The organism is Keratinibaculum paraultunense, assembly GCF_016767175.1.
Taxonomy (GTDB): domain Bacteria; phylum Bacillota; class Clostridia; order Tissierellales; family Tepidimicrobiaceae; genus Keratinibaculum; species Keratinibaculum paraultunense.
The window spans coordinates 2,167,502-2,183,836 of record NZ_CP068564.1 but is presented as its reverse complement, the minus strand read 5'-3'; the positions used below and the strand labels follow the sequence as shown (position 1 = coordinate 2,183,836).

The 16,335-nt window shown below is 30.8% G+C and carries 12 protein-coding genes and 1 pseudogene; 12 read left to right on the top strand and 1 reads right to left on the bottom strand.

The window, feature by feature from the left end:
- The first annotated feature begins 17 nt into the window (after positions 1 to 17).
- The 9 genes and pseudogenes from ybaK (at position 18) to mgtE (ending at position 9,386) form a co-directional block, all read left to right on the top strand.
- Positions 18 to 506 (top strand): Cys-tRNA(Pro) deacylase, encoded by a 489-nt coding sequence (gene ybaK / locus JL105_RS10670; RefSeq protein ID WP_237722279.1) that lies wholly within the window; start codon positions 18 to 20, stop codon positions 504 to 506.
- A gap of 49 nt (positions 507 to 555) precedes the next feature.
- Entirely contained in the window at positions 556 to 1,041 is a 486-nt protein-coding gene (gene nuoE / locus JL105_RS10665; RefSeq protein ID WP_132028975.1) for an NADH-quinone oxidoreductase subunit NuoE, read from the top strand.
- Between the two features lie 15 nt (positions 1,042 to 1,056).
- Positions 1,057 to 2,949 (top strand): NADH-quinone oxidoreductase subunit NuoF, encoded by a 1,893-nt coding sequence (locus JL105_RS10660; protein WP_132028972.1) that lies wholly within the window; start codon positions 1,057 to 1,059, stop codon positions 2,947 to 2,949.
- Positions 2,950 to 2,960: 11 nt separating this feature from the next.
- Positions 2,961 to 5,648, top strand: a complete 2,688-nt coding sequence (fdhF, locus tag JL105_RS10655; RefSeq protein ID WP_132028969.1) for a formate dehydrogenase subunit alpha — start codon at positions 2,961 to 2,963, stop codon at positions 5,646 to 5,648.
- 159 nt (positions 5,649 to 5,807) lie between these two features.
- Positions 5,808 to 6,419 (top strand): molybdenum cofactor guanylyltransferase, encoded by a 612-nt coding sequence (mobA, locus tag JL105_RS10650; protein ID WP_132028966.1) that lies wholly within the window; start codon positions 5,808 to 5,810, stop codon positions 6,417 to 6,419.
- Between the two features lie 308 nt (positions 6,420 to 6,727).
- A complete protein-coding gene (locus tag JL105_RS10645; RefSeq protein ID WP_132028961.1) occupies positions 6,728 to 6,916 on the top strand; it encodes a hypothetical protein in 189 nt (62 codons plus the stop codon).
- A 174-nt stretch (positions 6,917 to 7,090) separates the two neighbouring features.
- Positions 7,091 to 7,757, top strand: a pseudogene (locus JL105_RS11720) (ABC-2 transporter permease).
- Between the two features lie 353 nt (positions 7,758 to 8,110).
- Entirely contained in the window at positions 8,111 to 8,290 is a 180-nt protein-coding gene (locus JL105_RS11590; RefSeq protein WP_273542363.1) for a magnesium transporter MgtE N-terminal domain-containing protein, read from the top strand.
- A gap of 16 nt (positions 8,291 to 8,306) precedes the next feature.
- The gene (gene mgtE, locus JL105_RS10630; protein ID WP_273542362.1) at positions 8,307 to 9,386 is read left to right on the top strand and encodes a magnesium transporter; all 1,080 of its coding nucleotides are present in this window, start codon (positions 8,307 to 8,309) and stop codon (positions 9,384 to 9,386) included.
- A 126-nt stretch (positions 9,387 to 9,512) separates the two neighbouring features.
- Here the strand turns inward: mgtE and JL105_RS10625 are convergent, their stop codons facing one another.
- Positions 9,513 to 10,730, bottom strand: coding sequence for a transposase (locus tag JL105_RS10625; RefSeq protein ID WP_132029759.1), 1,218 nt, complete (start codon positions 10,728 to 10,730; stop codon positions 9,513 to 9,515).
- A gap of 561 nt (positions 10,731 to 11,291) precedes the next feature.
- Here JL105_RS10625 and JL105_RS10620 point away from each other — a divergent pair.
- The 3 genes from JL105_RS10620 (at position 11,292) to JL105_RS10610 (ending at position 16,327) form a co-directional block, all read left to right on the top strand.
- Positions 11,292 to 12,530, top strand: a complete 1,239-nt coding sequence (locus tag JL105_RS10620) for a metal-dependent hydrolase family protein (RefSeq protein ID WP_132028732.1) — start codon at positions 11,292 to 11,294, stop codon at positions 12,528 to 12,530.
- A gap of 378 nt (positions 12,531 to 12,908) precedes the next feature.
- Positions 12,909 to 15,665, top strand: coding sequence for a S8 family serine peptidase (locus JL105_RS10615; protein ID WP_132028729.1), 2,757 nt, complete (start codon positions 12,909 to 12,911; stop codon positions 15,663 to 15,665).
- A 191-nt stretch (positions 15,666 to 15,856) separates the two neighbouring features.
- Complete coding sequence (locus JL105_RS10610; RefSeq protein WP_132028726.1) at positions 15,857 to 16,327, top strand: HAD family hydrolase; 471 nt, start codon at positions 15,857 to 15,859, stop codon at positions 16,325 to 16,327.
- The last annotated feature ends 8 nt before the right edge of the window (positions 16,328 to 16,335 follow it).

The window sequence follows — 16,335 nt, the reverse complement described above, 5'->3', positions numbered from 1 at the left end:
TTAATAGGGGTGATTATATGTCTAAAACTATGTCTAAAACAAAGACTAATGCTATACGCATATTAGAGAATTATGGTATAAGATATAATGTTATAACTTATGATAATAATGATGGAAAAATAGATGGGGTTTCTGTATCGCAAAAAATTGGGAAAAGTCTTAAGGAAGTATTTAAGACATTAGTAGCTCAAGGAGAAAGTGGAAATATATATATTTTTATAATACCTGTATCTGAAGAATTGGATCTTAAAAAAGCCGCAAAGATGACAGGTGAAAAAAAAGTAGGGATGCTTCCAGTAAAGGATATAACCAAATATACTGGATATATTAGAGGAGGTTGCTCTCCCATAGGAATGAAAAAAGATTATCCTACTTTCATACATGAATCTGCTTTAAATTTAGATACTATAGTAGTTAGTGGTGGGAAAATAGGGGTACAAATAGAGTTAAGTGTAGATGAATTGCAGCAAATAACTAATGCACTAGTAGCAGATTTAATAAAATAGAATCGGTTTTGTTAATATAAATTAATTTTTAAAAAAGGGAGGCTTATATATGGAATTTCAATTTGATTTGGAAGCTAATAAGGAAAAAATTAAAAATTTTAAAATATTTATAGAAAAAAATAAAGGAAAACAAGGTGCGTTAATGGCGGTATTACACAAAGCTCAAGACCAATTTGGTTACTTACCAAAGGAAATTCTAAATGTAATATCAGAAGAGCTTAAAATACCTTTATCAGAAATATATGGAGTTGTTACATTTTATTCTCGATTTTCTTTAATTCCAAAAGGAGAAAATCAAATAAGTGTATGTTTAGGAACTGCTTGTTATGTTAAAGGAGCTCAAAAGATATTGGACAAGGTAGAAGAAGAGCTAGGTATTACAGTAGGAGGGACTACTCCAGATAGAAAATTTTCCATTAGTGATACAAGATGTTTAGGAGCCTGTGGTTTAGCACCTGTATTAGTGGTGAATGAAGATGTGTATGGTAGGCTTAAACCAGAAGATGTGAAAGAGGTATTAGACAAGTATAGGTAATTTGGGGGTGTAAAAATGATAACTATTGAAGATTTAAATAAAATTAAAGAAGAAACATTAGCTAAAATTAGTTTAAGAAAACAAGAACAAAGAAGCATAGTAGATGATAAAGAATGTATAAAATTGCATTCAACTCATGTACTAGTATGTGGAGGAACAGGATGTCATTCTTCAGAAGGAGACAAGATAAGGGAGTTGTTAGCAGAAAAAGTTAAAGAAAAAGGTTTAGATGGACATATTAAAGTAATATTGACTGGATGTTTTGGCTTATGTGAATCTGGTCCTAATATTGTAATATATCCTGAAGGAATTTTTTATAGCCATGTAAAATTAGAAGATGTGAATGAAATAGTAGAAGAGCATCTACAAAAAGGTCATGTGGTAAAAAGATTATTATTTAAGGAATCCTATGTAGATGGTGTTATAAAACCTGTGAATGAAATAAACTTTTATAAAAAACAAACTAGGGTAGCTTTAAGAAACTGTGGGCTTATAAATCCTGAAAATATTGATGAATATATTGCTTTAGATGGATATCAAGCTTTATCAAAAGCTGTAACTGAAATGACCCAACAAGAGGTAATAGATTTAGTTAAGACTTCTAATCTTAGAGGAAGAGGAGGAGCAGGATTCCCAACAGGGAAAAAGTGGGAAACAGCTTTTAAATATTCTGCAGATCAAAAGTATGTAATATGTAATGCAGATGAAGGAGACCCAGGAGCATTTATGGATAGATCAATATTGGAAGGAGATCCTCATTCTGTATTGGAAGCCATGGCTATATGTGGTTATGCTATAGGAGCAAATCAAGGCTATGTATATGTAAGAGCAGAATATCCAATAGCAGTCCATAGACTTGAAGTAGCTATAGAACAAGCTAAGGAGAAAGGTTTACTTGGGAAAAATATATTCGGGACTGATTTTAATTTTGATATAGAATTGAGACTAGGAGCTGGAGCTTTTGTATGTGGAGAAGGAACAGCTTTGATGGAATCCATTGAAGGGAAAAGAGGCATGCCCAGAGTTAAAATTCATAGGACTTCTCATAAGGGGCTATGGGGGAAACCAACTATAATAAATAATGTAGAAACTTTTGCAAATATTCCAGTAATATTCCAAAAAGGAGTAGATTGGTTTAGATCAATTGGTACTAAAGATTCTCCTGGCACGAAGGTATTTGCTCTAGGAGGGAAGGTAAAAAACACTGGATTAGTTGAAATACCTATGGGAGTTACGTTAAGGGATATAATATTTGATATAGGTGGAGGAATACCTAATGATAAAAAGTTTAAGGCAGTTCAAACAGGAGGTCCATCAGGAGGATGTATACCAGAAAAATATTTAGATATTTCTGTAGATTTTGAATCTTTAGCAGAACTTGGCTCTATAATGGGTTCTGGTGGAATGGTTGTTATGGATGAAGATAATTGTATGGTGGATATAGCTAGATTCTTTTTAGATTTTACTGTAGAAGAATCTTGCGGGAAGTGTACCCCTTGTAGAGAAGGTACCAAACGAATGCTTGAGACATTGGAAAGAATAACAAAGGGTGAGGGTACATTAGAAAATATTGATACTTTAGAATCTTTATCGGGAACTATAACTATAGCATCATTATGTGGGCTTGGTCAAACTGCAGCTAATCCAGTAATATCTACATTAAAATACTTTAGAGATGAATATGAAGCTCATGTAAATGAGAAAAGATGTCCTAGCGGTACATGTCAATCTTTGTTAGAGTATTTTATTACAGAGAAATGTATTGGATGTACAAAATGTGCTAGAAATTGTCCAGTATCATGTATTAGTGGTGAAATTAAGGAAAGACATGTTATAGATACGGAAAAATGCATTAAATGTGGTACCTGTATGGAAGTATGCCCAGCTGGTGCAGTAATTAAAAAATAGGAGGTATAAATATGAGTAATGTAACTATTAATATAGATGGGCAGGATGTAACAGTGCCTAGGGATTATAATATAATTCAAGCAGCTGAAAAAATAGGTATTGAAATACCAGCTCTATGCTATGATAAAAATCTTTCACCTTTTGGTGGATGTAGATTATGTTTAGTAGAAATAAAGGGCTATAAAAATCTTGTTGCTTCTTGTTCAACCAAGGTGAAAGAAGGAATGGAAATATATACAGAATCCGAAAAGGTAGTTAAAGTTCGTAAGGATATTTTAGATTTATTATTATCTAATCATCCAATGGATTGTTTAACTTGTGATAAAGTTGGGGAATGTAAACTTCAAGATTATGCTTATAAATATAATATAAAAGGTGGTTCTTTTAAAGGGGAAAAGAAAAACTACGCTATAGATAGTTTAAATCCTGTTATGGAGAGAGATCAAAACAAGTGTATATTGTGTGGGAAATGTGTAAGAGTATGTAAAGAAATTCAAATAAGTAATGTTGTAGATTTTGTAGGAAGAGGATTTAATACAAAAGTTACGACTGCTTTTGATGAACCAATAGATTATGAGAATTGTAGGTTATGTGGGCAATGTATTAGTGTATGTCCTACTGGAGCACTTATAAATAAACAGTTTAAAGGCATAAGACCTTGGGAGGTGGAAAAAGTTAGAACTACTTGTCCTTTCTGCGGAACGGGGTGTAATTTTGATTTAAACATAAAAGACGGCAAAGTAGTAGGAGTAACACCAAATCCAGAATCTCCTGTAAATGGTACTTCCCTTTGTGTAAAAGGTAGATATCATACTGACTTTATAAATAGTCCCGATAGATTGACTACTCCTTTAATTAAGAAAAAAGGAAAATTTGTAGAAGCTAGTTGGGAAGAAGCTATGGCTTTAGTGGTAGAAAATTTACAAAATGCTAAAAGAAATTATGGTCCAGATTCAATTGTAGGGCTTAGTTCCGCACGTTGTACTAATGAAGAAAATTTTGTATTCCAAAAGATGATGAGAGTTGCCATAGGAACAAATAATGTAGATCACTGTGCTAGAACCTGACATGCTCCAACGGTTGCAGGTCTTGCAACTACATTGGGAAGTGGAGCTATGACTAATTCTATTGGTGAAGTAGAAGGGAATGAAGTACTATTTGTTATAGGATCAAATACTACAGAAGCTCATCCTATAATTGGGAACAAGATGAAGAAAGCGGTAAAAAACGGAGCTAAACTAATAGTTGTGGATCCTAGAAAGACAGAATTAGCTTCTATGGCGGATTTATGGTTGCCTTTGAATTCAGGTACAGATGCAGCTTTAATAAATGGGTTAATGCATATTATAGTAAAAGAAAACTGGCACGATAAGGAGTTTATAGAAAAACGTTGTAAGGGATTTGAAAACTTATTAGAGACAATAGAAAAATACACACCAGAAGTAGTATATAGAATAACTGGAATACCAGAAGAATTATTATACGAAACAGCAAAACTATATACTAGTACAAAAAAAGCAGGGATATTTTATACTTTAGGAATAACAGAACATACTACAGGAACGGCAAATGTAATGAATTTAGCAAATTTAGCTATGTTAACAGGTCATTTAGGAATAGAAAATGCAGGTATAAATCCATTAAGAGGACAAAATAATGTTCAAGGGGCTTGTGATATGGGTGCTCTCCCTAATATTTATCCAGGGTATCAGGATGTAGCATCTAAAGAAAGCAGAAAGTTTTTTGAAAAAACTTGGGGAGTCCCATTAAATCCTAATTACGGGTTAAGAATACCAGAAATGCTAGATGAAGCTTTAAAAGGCAATGTAAAGGTTATGTATATAATGGGTGAAGATCCAGTACTTACAGATGCTGATGCAAATCATGTAAAAAAAGCTTTAAATAGTTTAGATTTTCTAGTAGTTCAAGATTTGTTTTTAACAGAAACTGCTAAATTTGCAGATGTAGTTTTTCCTGCAGCTTGTTATGCAGAAAAGGATGGGACTTTTACGAATACAGAAAGAAGAGTTCAAAGAGTGCGTAAAGCAGTTAAGGCACCTGGAGAATGTAGAGAAGATTGGAAAATATTAATAGAGGTTGCTCAGAGATTGGGAGCCAAAGGTTTTGATTATGAAGATGCAGAAGAAATATTTGAAGAAATAAGGATTACAATGCCTACTTATAGAGGAATAAATTATAAGAGAATAGATAAAGTAGGATTGCAGTGGCCTTGCCCAACAGAAGATCATCCTGGAACACCTTTCCTCCATAAAGAGGAGTTTACACATGGTAAAGGTTTGATGATTCCAGTAGAATATGAAGAACCGGCAGAATTAGTATGTGATGAATATCCTATATTACTTTCCACTGGTAGAATGCTTTATCATTACAATGTTATGACTAGATATTTAAAAAGTTTAAACGATATAAGACCTTACGAACTAGCAGAGATTAATCCAATAGATGCAGAGAAAATAGGAGTTAAGGAAGAAGATTTTGTAAGAGTTACTTCTAGACGGGGCTCTATAACAACAAGGGTTACTATAACTGAAAAAGTAAAACCTGGGATGATGTTTATGACTTTCCACTATAAAGAATCTCCAGTAAATGAATTAACTAACTCAGCTTATGACCCTATTACTAAGACTGCAGAGTATAAGATTTCTGCTGTAAAGGTAGAAAAAGTTACAGAAATATAGGAGAAACAGGTTTTAGTTCAAGAGATGTGATTCCTGAAGCTATTATAAAAGTTTGTACTGAAATGGCAAATGGAATAGTAGAAGCTATAAGATATTACAGTTTGAGGCTTACTCCTCAGATTATTCCCTAGATAGTGAATTTTATCTAAAGGTGATATTATGAAAAAATTTGGAACAGCAATAATATTAGCTGGTGGTAAAAGTTCTAGAATGGGTTTTGATAAACAATTTTTAAAAATTAATAATAAAAGATTAATTGATATGATGATAGAAAAGTTAAAAAAAGAGTTTGAGGAAATAATCATTGTAACAAATAAGCCTAAAGAATATAGAGGGTATGGACAGAAAATTTTAACAGATATAATCAAGAATGCAGGACCTTTAGCTGGTATTTATACAGGTTTAAAAGAAGCTAAATTTGAGTATGCATTTGTCATAGCTTGTGATATGCCTAATATTGATATTGATTATATAAACTATATGAAAGAAATCATAGATAAATATAAAGTAGATGTTTGCATAACGAAAGTTAATGGTAATATAGAACCATTTCATGGATTTTATAGCAAAAAAATTACAGAAAGTATTAGAGAACATTTGGAAACAGAAAAGAGAGATATTAAAAGTTTAGTTAAGAAGCTAAACACATATTATATTGAAGAAAAATTAGTCAAAAGATATAGTCCGAGTTTAGATATATTTAAAAATTTAAATACTAAAAAGGATTTGGAACATTTTAATGAAAAGTTAGGAGGGAAAAGCAGTTGTTAAATATGAAGAAAAATTAATATTTGGATTATCAGGAAAGACCTAGTAACTATATATATTGCTTTTGAAAAAATTGCAAGATCTATAATTTTATTTTATTTTTAGTACCCGATAATACAGGTCTTTAAATAAGGAGATAAAATAATAGTGGAATTAATAGAATAAATGAAGAAGAAAAAAGTGTTATTTTTTCCACTCATATTACTTCAGATTTGGATAAAATAGCTGATAACATAATTTTAATACATGATGGTACCATTTTATTCTCAGGTACTAAAAATGAATTTATAAATTCCTATCAGAAGGTAGGTTTGTATACTGACCATTTGGAAAACAGTGAATTCACTAACAAAGTTTATAATATAGAAAAAGTAGATGAAGATTTATTTACAGGATATATTGCGGGAGATCTTGAATTTTCACAAGAACAATTTGTTTCAATCGATAAATGTACTATAGAAGAAGTTATGATTATGATGATAAAGAATAGGGGTAAATAACTTAAAAACAAATAGTTTAAAGCGTATTGAATAAGCAATGACCTGAAGAGCACTTCAAAAAAATAGTTAAATAGTAGGCATTTACTAAATACCTAACATTTTAAATGGTTTTTATTTAAATAAAGATTAAAAGCATACTTATTTGATTTTTGTGCATTGAGCACAGCGAAAGGAATGATAGTTAAAATGAGAAGACTTATATTTTCTATAAGAAAAGATATTATACTTCAGAAGAAATACATAATTTATCTTCTACCAATCCTAACGGTTGCAATAATTTTTATAAACCATAACTTGCAACAACCTATAAACGACTTTATGTCATTTTTATTGGTTGAATTTTTTGGGATTCATATATTATTTAATGGATTAGCATTACTTGAAGACAATGAATATGAGCGTACATATTTAATTATATCCCCATATTGTAGAGATGCAATTGTAATAGGAAGATATTTGTTTTTGCTTATTGCATTTATAAGTATAATGCTTATATATATTAATTTCAATAATAACAAATTATCTTAATTTTTATCCAGTAGGATATTTGAATGGAACGATATTATCAATAACGTCAATTTTTATAAGTATGTGGTTTGGGATAAATTTAAGTTTATATTACAAAATAGGTTATAAAAAAATGAAAGTTATTGGGAATTTGTTTATATTTTTATCTCCGTTTCTACTACCGGTTGTAACACAAAAATTATCACATAGCTCTTTAGTATCAAAAATAGATTCATTTAAAAATTTATCGTTTTTATTTATAGGCATGGCTTTAATAATATACTTAGGTTCCTGTATATATTCACTTAAGGTGTTTGAAAGGAGAGACTTATAGTTGATAGAAAAGGGTTATAATTTATTTGTAATTATAATTGGATAGCACCTAAATTGAAGATAAAAAGTCCCCAATATTCCCTTTATTTTATTGTAGCCAAAAAGGAGTGAAAATGTGAAAAACAAAAGTTCTTAATAATCTAATAATCTATTGTTGTAGGAAAAATATTTCCCTAAGGGAGGACACAAAGGGGGTGATGATTAGTGGATTCTGAACCGCTGCCCAGTTGTTGCAATTATAGTTATATGAAATCAAATAATATGAAGAACCCTAATCATTACCAAAGATTAAGGTTCTTCTAAGGGGGGTAATATGGATGAAAAAAGACTAAAAGAACTAATAAAAGAAAAAAGATGAATCCAGTAGATGTAGCTGAATTATTAGAATCCTTGGATGTTCAAACTGCTTTACTTATATTTAGAACTTTACCCAAGGATTTAGCAGTAGAAGTATTTGCTCATTTTTCTGTAGAACAGCAAAGGGAGCTTGTAAGCTTAGTTACAGATAAAGAATTAAAGCATTATAGTAGATGAGTTATATTTTGATGACATGATAGACATACTAGAAGAAGTTCCAGCTAATGTAGTAAAGAAGATATTATTAAATGCTAAAGAAGAAGAAAGGAATTTAATAAATCAATTTTTAAGATATCCACCTGAATCAGCAGGTAGCATAATGACCATAGAATATGTAGATTTAAAAAAGAACATGACAGTAAAAGAAGCTCTAGAGCATATAAAGGAAACAGGATTAGATAAGGAGACAGTTTATACCTGCTATGTTACAGATGCAAATAGGAAGTTAGAAGGAATAGTATCTTTAAGAAAGCTTGTCATAAGTGATGAAGATTTATTAATTGAAGATATAATGGAAAGAGATGTTATATATGTTCATACGCATGATGATCAAGAGACAGTAGCAAGGGTATTTAAAAGATATGGATTTTTGGCATTACCTGTAGTAGATAATGAAGGACGATTAATAGGAATAATAACTGTAGACGACATTATGGAAGTAATAGATCAAGAAGCAACAGAAGACTTTCAAAAGATGGCAGCTATGTCTCCAACGGAAGAAAAATATTTGGAAACTAGTGTACTTTCCTTAGCTAAAAACAGAGTTATATGGCTATTAGTATTGATGATTTTTGATACTTTTGCAGGAGGTATTATACGAAAGTTTGAAAATTTTCTTCAGTCTGTGGTGATTTTAACAGCATTTTTACCAATGCTTATGGATACTGGTGGAAATGCAGGAAGTCAATCTTCTACATTAATAATCCGTGGCATTGCATTAGGAGAAATATCACCTAAAGATACAGGGAAAGTTGTATTAAAAGAACTAGGAGTTAGTTTAATAGTTGGGATTATATTAGCAATAGTAAATTTATTTGGAATATATTTAGTTCATAATGTTGAATTTTTAATAGCTCTTACTGTATCTATAACTTTATTTGTGACTGTGGTAATATCAAAGGTTATAGGAGGAATACTACCCATGATAGCTAAAAAACTCAATATAGACCCAGCTATAATGGCAGGACCCCTTATTACCACTATAGTGGACGCACTTAGTTTGATTGTTTATTTTTCAATAGCTTCTTGTTTGTTAAATGAGGAAATTGCATAATTAACTTTTTTAATCAAGGTTAAAAAAGAGTATAAAGAATTAGCCCATTAATAAATGGGATTTTGAAATTATTATTAATATTTTCGACAGTAAAATCCTCAATTCTTAGTATATTTATATAGTTTGTTAAGCTGCTTTACTCAAAGATTTCATTGTGTTTATTGCTATGGTACCTGATATTAGTGCTATGCAATTTAATATTGCGTGGACCTTGACTTTTTTAATACCTTTAGACCTTACATTATCGAGGTTTAGGTAGCATTTTAATCTACTAAAACACCTTTCTACGGAGGTTCTTTTATCATATTGCTTTTTCCAAACATCTGTGTATCGTAAAGGATAACCATAATACCTTGGATTTTCTTTATAGTTTACTTTAAGGGTATAGCCGTAATTAGAGCTTGAGCACCAGTTCATCCCGTGTGGACAATCACACCGTCCTAGGGCATGAGGGCATCTAAATTTTAAATAATTTCCATCTTTGCCCCAGTAAACTAACTTGTAACCTCCTGAACAAATAGGATTAAAAGCTTCATCTAATCCTTCAGGTGGAGCATAGCTACCCCTTGGATTGTAAGCTATTATTGGAATGCCTTGATATTCGTTGATTATGGTCTTGTAGACATAATCAAGATCATAGGCAGAATCCATAGCATAATATTTAGGTTTAAAGGTATCTTTATAGTTTTCAAAGAATTGCTTTATCAAAGGCAAAGCCATGGTACCATCATAATTACTAGCTGGGGAGATTAGCAGATCTAGTGGCAACTCACTTTTGGAATCACAAAGAATATGGAGTTTCCAACCAAACCATCGTATGTTGTTGCCATTGGTATCTTTTTTCATTCCCCAGTTAGGATTAGTACCGTCATGAACAATGTTTTTCTTTGGCTTAGCAGCTTCAAAAGAATCCAATTTAGTTGAATCTATTGAGATATGCTCTCCGTCAATGATATCAAGTTCTTTAGCTTTAATAACTAAGTCATGAAAAATCTGTTCAAGAGATTCAGAGTTTGATAGTTTTTCAAGAAATCTACTAAAAGTGGATTCAGATGGAACCTTACCAAGTACATCAAAACCACAGCAATATCGAAGTACAGGATTTTCTTTAAGCTTGACAACTAAATCCTTAATAGTATCAATTTTTTCAACCTGCATTGCGATTAATGAATAAATAAAAACCTCAGGCTCATAACCTTTAGGACCCTTGGAATTAGAAGGTTTTCTGAGTTCGTTAGCAAGTTTAGAGACATCAATATTAGCTAAAATTAATTCTAATCTAGATTGTTGCTGAAATTTAATAATTTCTTTAAAGGAAAAAAGAGATGTTTGTCGAATATACATGTTAAGTGATTTCACCCCCATCGTTTTTTGTTTTGGTATCACTTAACATATTCGATATTAATGGGGTGAAATCCTTTTTTTGTTATTGTAGAAATTAGTAAAATCAACGTTTTTAAATTATGAAATTTACTTAAATATATAAATAAAATTTTTTATTCAGCTTTATATTTTATGTGAAGCAAAATGAATGATTTATAAAAAGCGAAGTCATTTAAAAAATTTTATGATAATTTATAATTAGAAATATCATAAAGTATAACATTATACCAAAATAATTATTTTCAATTTAGAAATAGAAAGATTATATTAAGGGAAATCTTTGTAGTTTATTAAAAAAAGAAGTTACAGCACAAATGCTTAATTTTTTAGGTATTCCTTGATAAGTTATCGGGAAAGAGATAAAATATATTGTTAGTAGTAGAAATTAGTAGTAAAAAAATAAAAAATAAAAACAAAAAGGAGAGACATCCAAATTAATATAAAGTGTTTAAATATCAATATTTGGGTGTTTAAATATATCTTTATGTTTAACACTACATGTATTATACAGGGAGGGGTTATATGACAAAAATTGCTTTTACAGGTGGACTTTTAATTGATGGAACTGGGAAAAAGGCTTTAGAAAATTCTTTGGTCTTGATAAAGGATAAGAAAATTCAGTATGCTGGACCAATGAAGGATTTTGGGAAAGATTATGAAATTATTGATATCAGAGGGAAAACCATAATGCCAGGTATAATTGATACTCATTTACATTTTAGTGGAAATCTTACTGATGATGATACTGAATGGGTATTAGAACCTGTTACTCAAAAAACTATAGTAGCAGTAGCTCAAGCTAGAGAAGCATTAGAACATGGACTTACATCTGTGGGTGAAATTTCTCGATTTGGGATACATATTCGTAATATGATTGAAAAAGGGATTATTCCTGGACCTAGGGTGGTAGCAACAGGGCTTGGATTTTGTAGGACTTCTGGTCATGGAGATTCACATAAATTACCTTTAGAATATAATGACAAATCTCATCCTTGGGCAGAAAGAGTAGACGGACCTTGGGAATTGAGGAAAGCTATTAGAAGGAGAATTCGTGAAAATCCTGATGCTATTAAGATATGGACTACAGGAGGAGGAATATGGAGACATGATGCTAAGGCGGATAGCCATTATTGTATGGAAGAAATTCAAGCAGTAGTAGATGAATGTAATATGATTGGGCTACCAGTTTGGTCTCACGCTGAAGGATATGATGGAGCTCTAAATTCTTGTAAAGCAGGTGTGTCTGCAATTATTCATGGACAAGAATTAAATGAAGAATGTTTGGAAATAATGAAGGAAAAGGATATTACCTTTTGTCCGACATTACAGTTTTTTTACGAATGGTTTACAGTATACGAACCACCTTATAGACCTATATTAGATAACTATCCAGGTGATACAATAGCTGAAAAGGAATTAAATCGTATAATAGAAAATCTTAAAAATGCTAATAGTAAAGGTATAAGAATAACTGTAGGTTCAGATTCATTCTGTAGCAGTTTAACCCCTTATGGAGAATATGCTATTACTGAGATGTATGCTCTTAATAGAGCTGGGCTTTCTGAGATGGAAGTAATAGTAGCGGCTACTAAAAATGGTGCAGAGATGCTTAAAATAGATGATATTACTGGGACTCTTGAAGAAGGTAAATTTGCTGATCTATTGGTTGTTAAGGGCAATCCTCTTGAAGATATTCATAATATTTCTGTTGGAAATATGGAAATGATAATGAAAGAAGGAGAATTTATAAAAAGAGAATAGTTTTAAAAGTATTACTATGAAATTGGAGTGTAACCCATAAAACTAGCGTATATTAGTAATGAATATACTGTGGTGGATAAGATAGAAAGTGTAAGATCACTGAAAAGTGATCTTTTTTTTATGTTTTGTAAAGTGAATTTTAAATCCAGATTTGAATCACGTTGTGATTATACTTTGTATGTAATATTATAAAAATAAGATAGCTTAATATTAAGTGTAAAAAATTATAAAACTTAGTTATAAATATAATTATAGTAAAATTAAGCAAGTTATTTATTATATTTATAACAAAAAAATATTTATTAGGAGGTGATTAAAAAATATTTTTTTTAAGTATTAAAAATAAAAATTTAAAAAATTTAAAAAGGGGGAAAAGTAATGAAAAAGTTTTTACGTTTATTGATGGTTTTAACGTTAATCATGGCTATGACAATTCCAGTCATGGCAGAAAGTCAATTATTATCAAATAGTAATGCAGATCAATATGTTCCAGGAGAATTGATAGTTTCTATTCAAAAGGATAATGGTTATTCAACCCAAAGTATTAGAAATAACATTGTTAAACATACTTCAATAATTAATAGTAAAAAAGGATTTAATATTAAAAAATCCCTTATTGATACTGATGAGAATAATATCAAAACAAGTAATTTTGATAGTAATTTTAAAGCAACTGTAATTGAAAATATGGGATATGTTTATTTGGTTGGTTATTCATCTAATGAATATAAAACTATAGATCATGCAATTAAGGCTTTAAAACAAGAACTAGAAAGCAATGGTTTAAAAGTAAATAGCATTGAACCAAATTATATAATGCATGCAATAGGAGAAGTTGCAGAAGATGAAGAAATTCAAATTTATGATGTTCATAATAATCAGAAATGGCAATATGAAATGATTAAAGCACCACAAGCTTGGGATATTACCCCAGGTAGTATGGATGTAAAAATAGCTGTAGTAGATACTGGAATTGACTATAATCATCAAAGTTTGAGAAACTATGTTAACACAAGTTTAGGGAAAAACTTTACAAGTTCTAATAGTTCAGATTTTATGGATAGAGCTGGTCATGGTACTCACGTAGCAGGAACAATTGCTAGTTATGGCATAGTGTCAGGAGTTATGAAACAAGGTACTTTAATACCAGTAAAAGTATTAGGCGATAATGGCAGTGGATCAGTTTATGGGATAATTGAAGGTATATTACATGCAGCTAATGTAGGAGCTGATGTAATTAATATGTCATTAGGTGGCGGAGGATATGTACAAGCATTTGATAATGCATGTCAAACAGCAATGTCAAAAGGTGTTATTATAGTAGCAGCTAGTGGTAATGAATATTCTTCCAGGATTAGTTATCCAGCAGCATATGATGGTGTAATAGCAGTAGGAGCTGTAGATTCAAATAGAAATAGGGCAAGCTTTTCTAATTATGGGACAGGCTTAGATGTCATGGCACCAGGAGTAAATGTATATAGTACAGTTCCTAATAATGGGTATCAATATATGTCAGGTACTTCAATGGCAAGTCCTCATGTAGCTGGAGTAGCAGGATTGATGCGATCAGTTAATAAAAATATTTCTGTACAAGAAGCTGCAGATATATTAAGAGAGACAGCACAATATGCAGGTGATAGCTATTACTATGGTTACGGGATAGTAGATGCTTATGAAGCAGTTAAAGCAGCTAGAGGTGAAGATGTAATAGAACCAATATTTAAGGATATTTCTACTCAAGAAGCAGCAGAAATGATAGCAGCTAATAAAAACAATCCGCAATTTGTTATTTTAGATGTAAGGACTCCAGAGGAATATAAAGAAGCCCATATTGAAGGTGCAATAAATATTGATTATTATGGGGATAATTTTAGAAGTGAGATAGAAAAACTAGACAGAGATAAAAAATATTTAGTTTATTGTAGGACTCAAGGTCGTAGCGGATATACTGTAGATTTAATGAAAGAATTGAATTTTAAAGAAGTTTATAGGATGCTTGGAGGAATGAATAAATGGTTAGAAGAAGGAAGACCTGTAGTAAGTTTAGAACCAGAACCAGAACCAGAGCCAGATTTACCTATCTATGCAACAATTACAACTATAACAACAGATAAAACAGAATATTTAAGAGGAGAAACTGCAAAGATAAATATAAAAGTAACAGATAGAGATGGCAGACCAATGCCATATGCATGGATAGATTTATATATTACAAGACCTAATGGAACTACATTTAGAAATATATTATTGACAAATACTTCAGGTATTGCTGTATATAATTTTAATACAACATCTTCAATGGAACTAGGAACTTATAAAATTACTGCAAACACTTTCCCTACAAATGGATATGAAAATAGTACTGCTAATACTACTATTAAATTAGTAGATGAAGTTATGCCAGAACCAGATCCAGAACCAGAACCAGAACCAGAGCCAGATTTACCTATCTATGCAACAATTACAACTATAACAACAGATAAAACAGAATATTTAAGAGGAGAAACTGCAAAGATAAATATAAAAGTAACAGATAGAGATGGCAGACCAATGCCATATGCATGGATAGATTTATATATTACAAGACCTAATGGAACTACATTTAGAAATATATTATTGACAAATACTTCAGGTATTGCTGTATATAATTTTAATACAACATCTTCAATGGAACTAGGAACTTATAAAATTACTGCAAACACTTTCCCTACAAATGGATATGAAAATAGTACTGCTAATACTACTATTAAATTAGTAGATGAAGTTATGCCAGAACCAGATCCAGAACCAGAACCAGAACCAGATCCAATACCAATAAAAAAGACATTAACCAATATTTCAACAGATAAAACATCTTATAAACAAGGAGAAAAAATTACAGCTACAATTAAAGTAACAGATGAAAATAAAAATGCTCTAATAGGTGCGACAGTTAAGGTTACACTTACTAATCCAAGAGGGATTAATGAAACTGCAACATTAACAACTAATTCATATGGAATTGCTACTTTTACAAAATCCACATGTACTAGTGACCCAGTAGGGACGTACACTATAAAAGTTGATACTACATTATCTGGATATGAACCCAGTTCAGCATCTACATCTGTATGGCTTACTACAGGTGGTGGCTGAGGTAGATAATTTTTCTCTTGAGTTCAAGAGGGAAAGTATAATTTTACTAAATTTTTAAAAAAAGAGGTAGTCTTGCAAGACTACCTCTTTTAAAATCTAAAAATTTCAACAAAATATTGTATTTTTTTATATCATTGATATTATTATGAACTATATAGAAGTCAATTTTTAAATATGGGAGGTGGATATAATTGATAATATATGAAATACCCGGGAGAGAAAATATAGAGATTGAAAACATTGTATTTGATTATAATGGAACCATAGCAGTAGATGGGAAGATATTAGAGGGAGTAGGGGAACTTTTTTTAGAATTAGAAAAGTATGCAAATCTTTATATACTTACAGCAGATACATATGGAACTGTAGTAGAACAATGCAAAAATATTCCTGTTAAGATACTAACTTTTCCTAAAGAAAATGCAGGGAAGTCTAAAAAAGATATAGTCGAAAAAATAGGTAAAGAAAAAACTTTAGCAGTGGGAAACGGTTTTAATGATATACCTATGTTTAAAGAAGCTACATTATCTATAGCTATAATTGAGGGAGAAGGAGCTTCAGGGAAATTATTATGGCAAGCAGATATAGTAGCAAGAAATATTATAGAGGCAATAAATATTATTTTAGATAAAAATAAATTAAAGGCTACATTGAGAAACTAGAAAATAGC

What these genes read in the sequence shown, in the direction of transcription:
- ybaK (WP_237722279.1), top strand. Translation starts at nt 18, where the DNA reads ATGTCTAAAACTATGTCTAAAACAAAGACTAATGCTATACGCATATTA.
- nuoE (WP_132028975.1), top strand. Translation starts at nt 556, where the DNA reads ATGGAATTTCAATTTGATTTGGAAGCTAATAAGGAAAAAATTAAAAAT.
- JL105_RS10660 (WP_132028972.1), top strand. Translation starts at nt 1,057, where the DNA reads ATGATAACTATTGAAGATTTAAATAAAATTAAAGAAGAAACATTAGCT.
- mobA (WP_132028966.1), top strand. Translation starts at nt 5,808, where the DNA reads ATGAAAAAATTTGGAACAGCAATAATATTAGCTGGTGGTAAAAGTTCT.
- JL105_RS11590 (WP_273542363.1), top strand. Translation starts at nt 8,111, where the DNA reads ATGAATCCAGTAGATGTAGCTGAATTATTAGAATCCTTGGATGTTCAA.
- mgtE (WP_273542362.1), top strand. Translation starts at nt 8,307, where the DNA reads ATGATAGACATACTAGAAGAAGTTCCAGCTAATGTAGTAAAGAAGATA.
- JL105_RS10625 (WP_132029759.1), bottom strand. Translation starts at nt 10,730, where the DNA reads ATGTATATTCGACAAACATCTCTTTTTTCCTTTAAAGAAATTATTAAA.
- JL105_RS10620 (WP_132028732.1), top strand. Translation starts at nt 11,292, where the DNA reads ATGACAAAAATTGCTTTTACAGGTGGACTTTTAATTGATGGAACTGGG.
- JL105_RS10615 (WP_132028729.1), top strand. Translation starts at nt 12,909, where the DNA reads ATGAAAAAGTTTTTACGTTTATTGATGGTTTTAACGTTAATCATGGCT.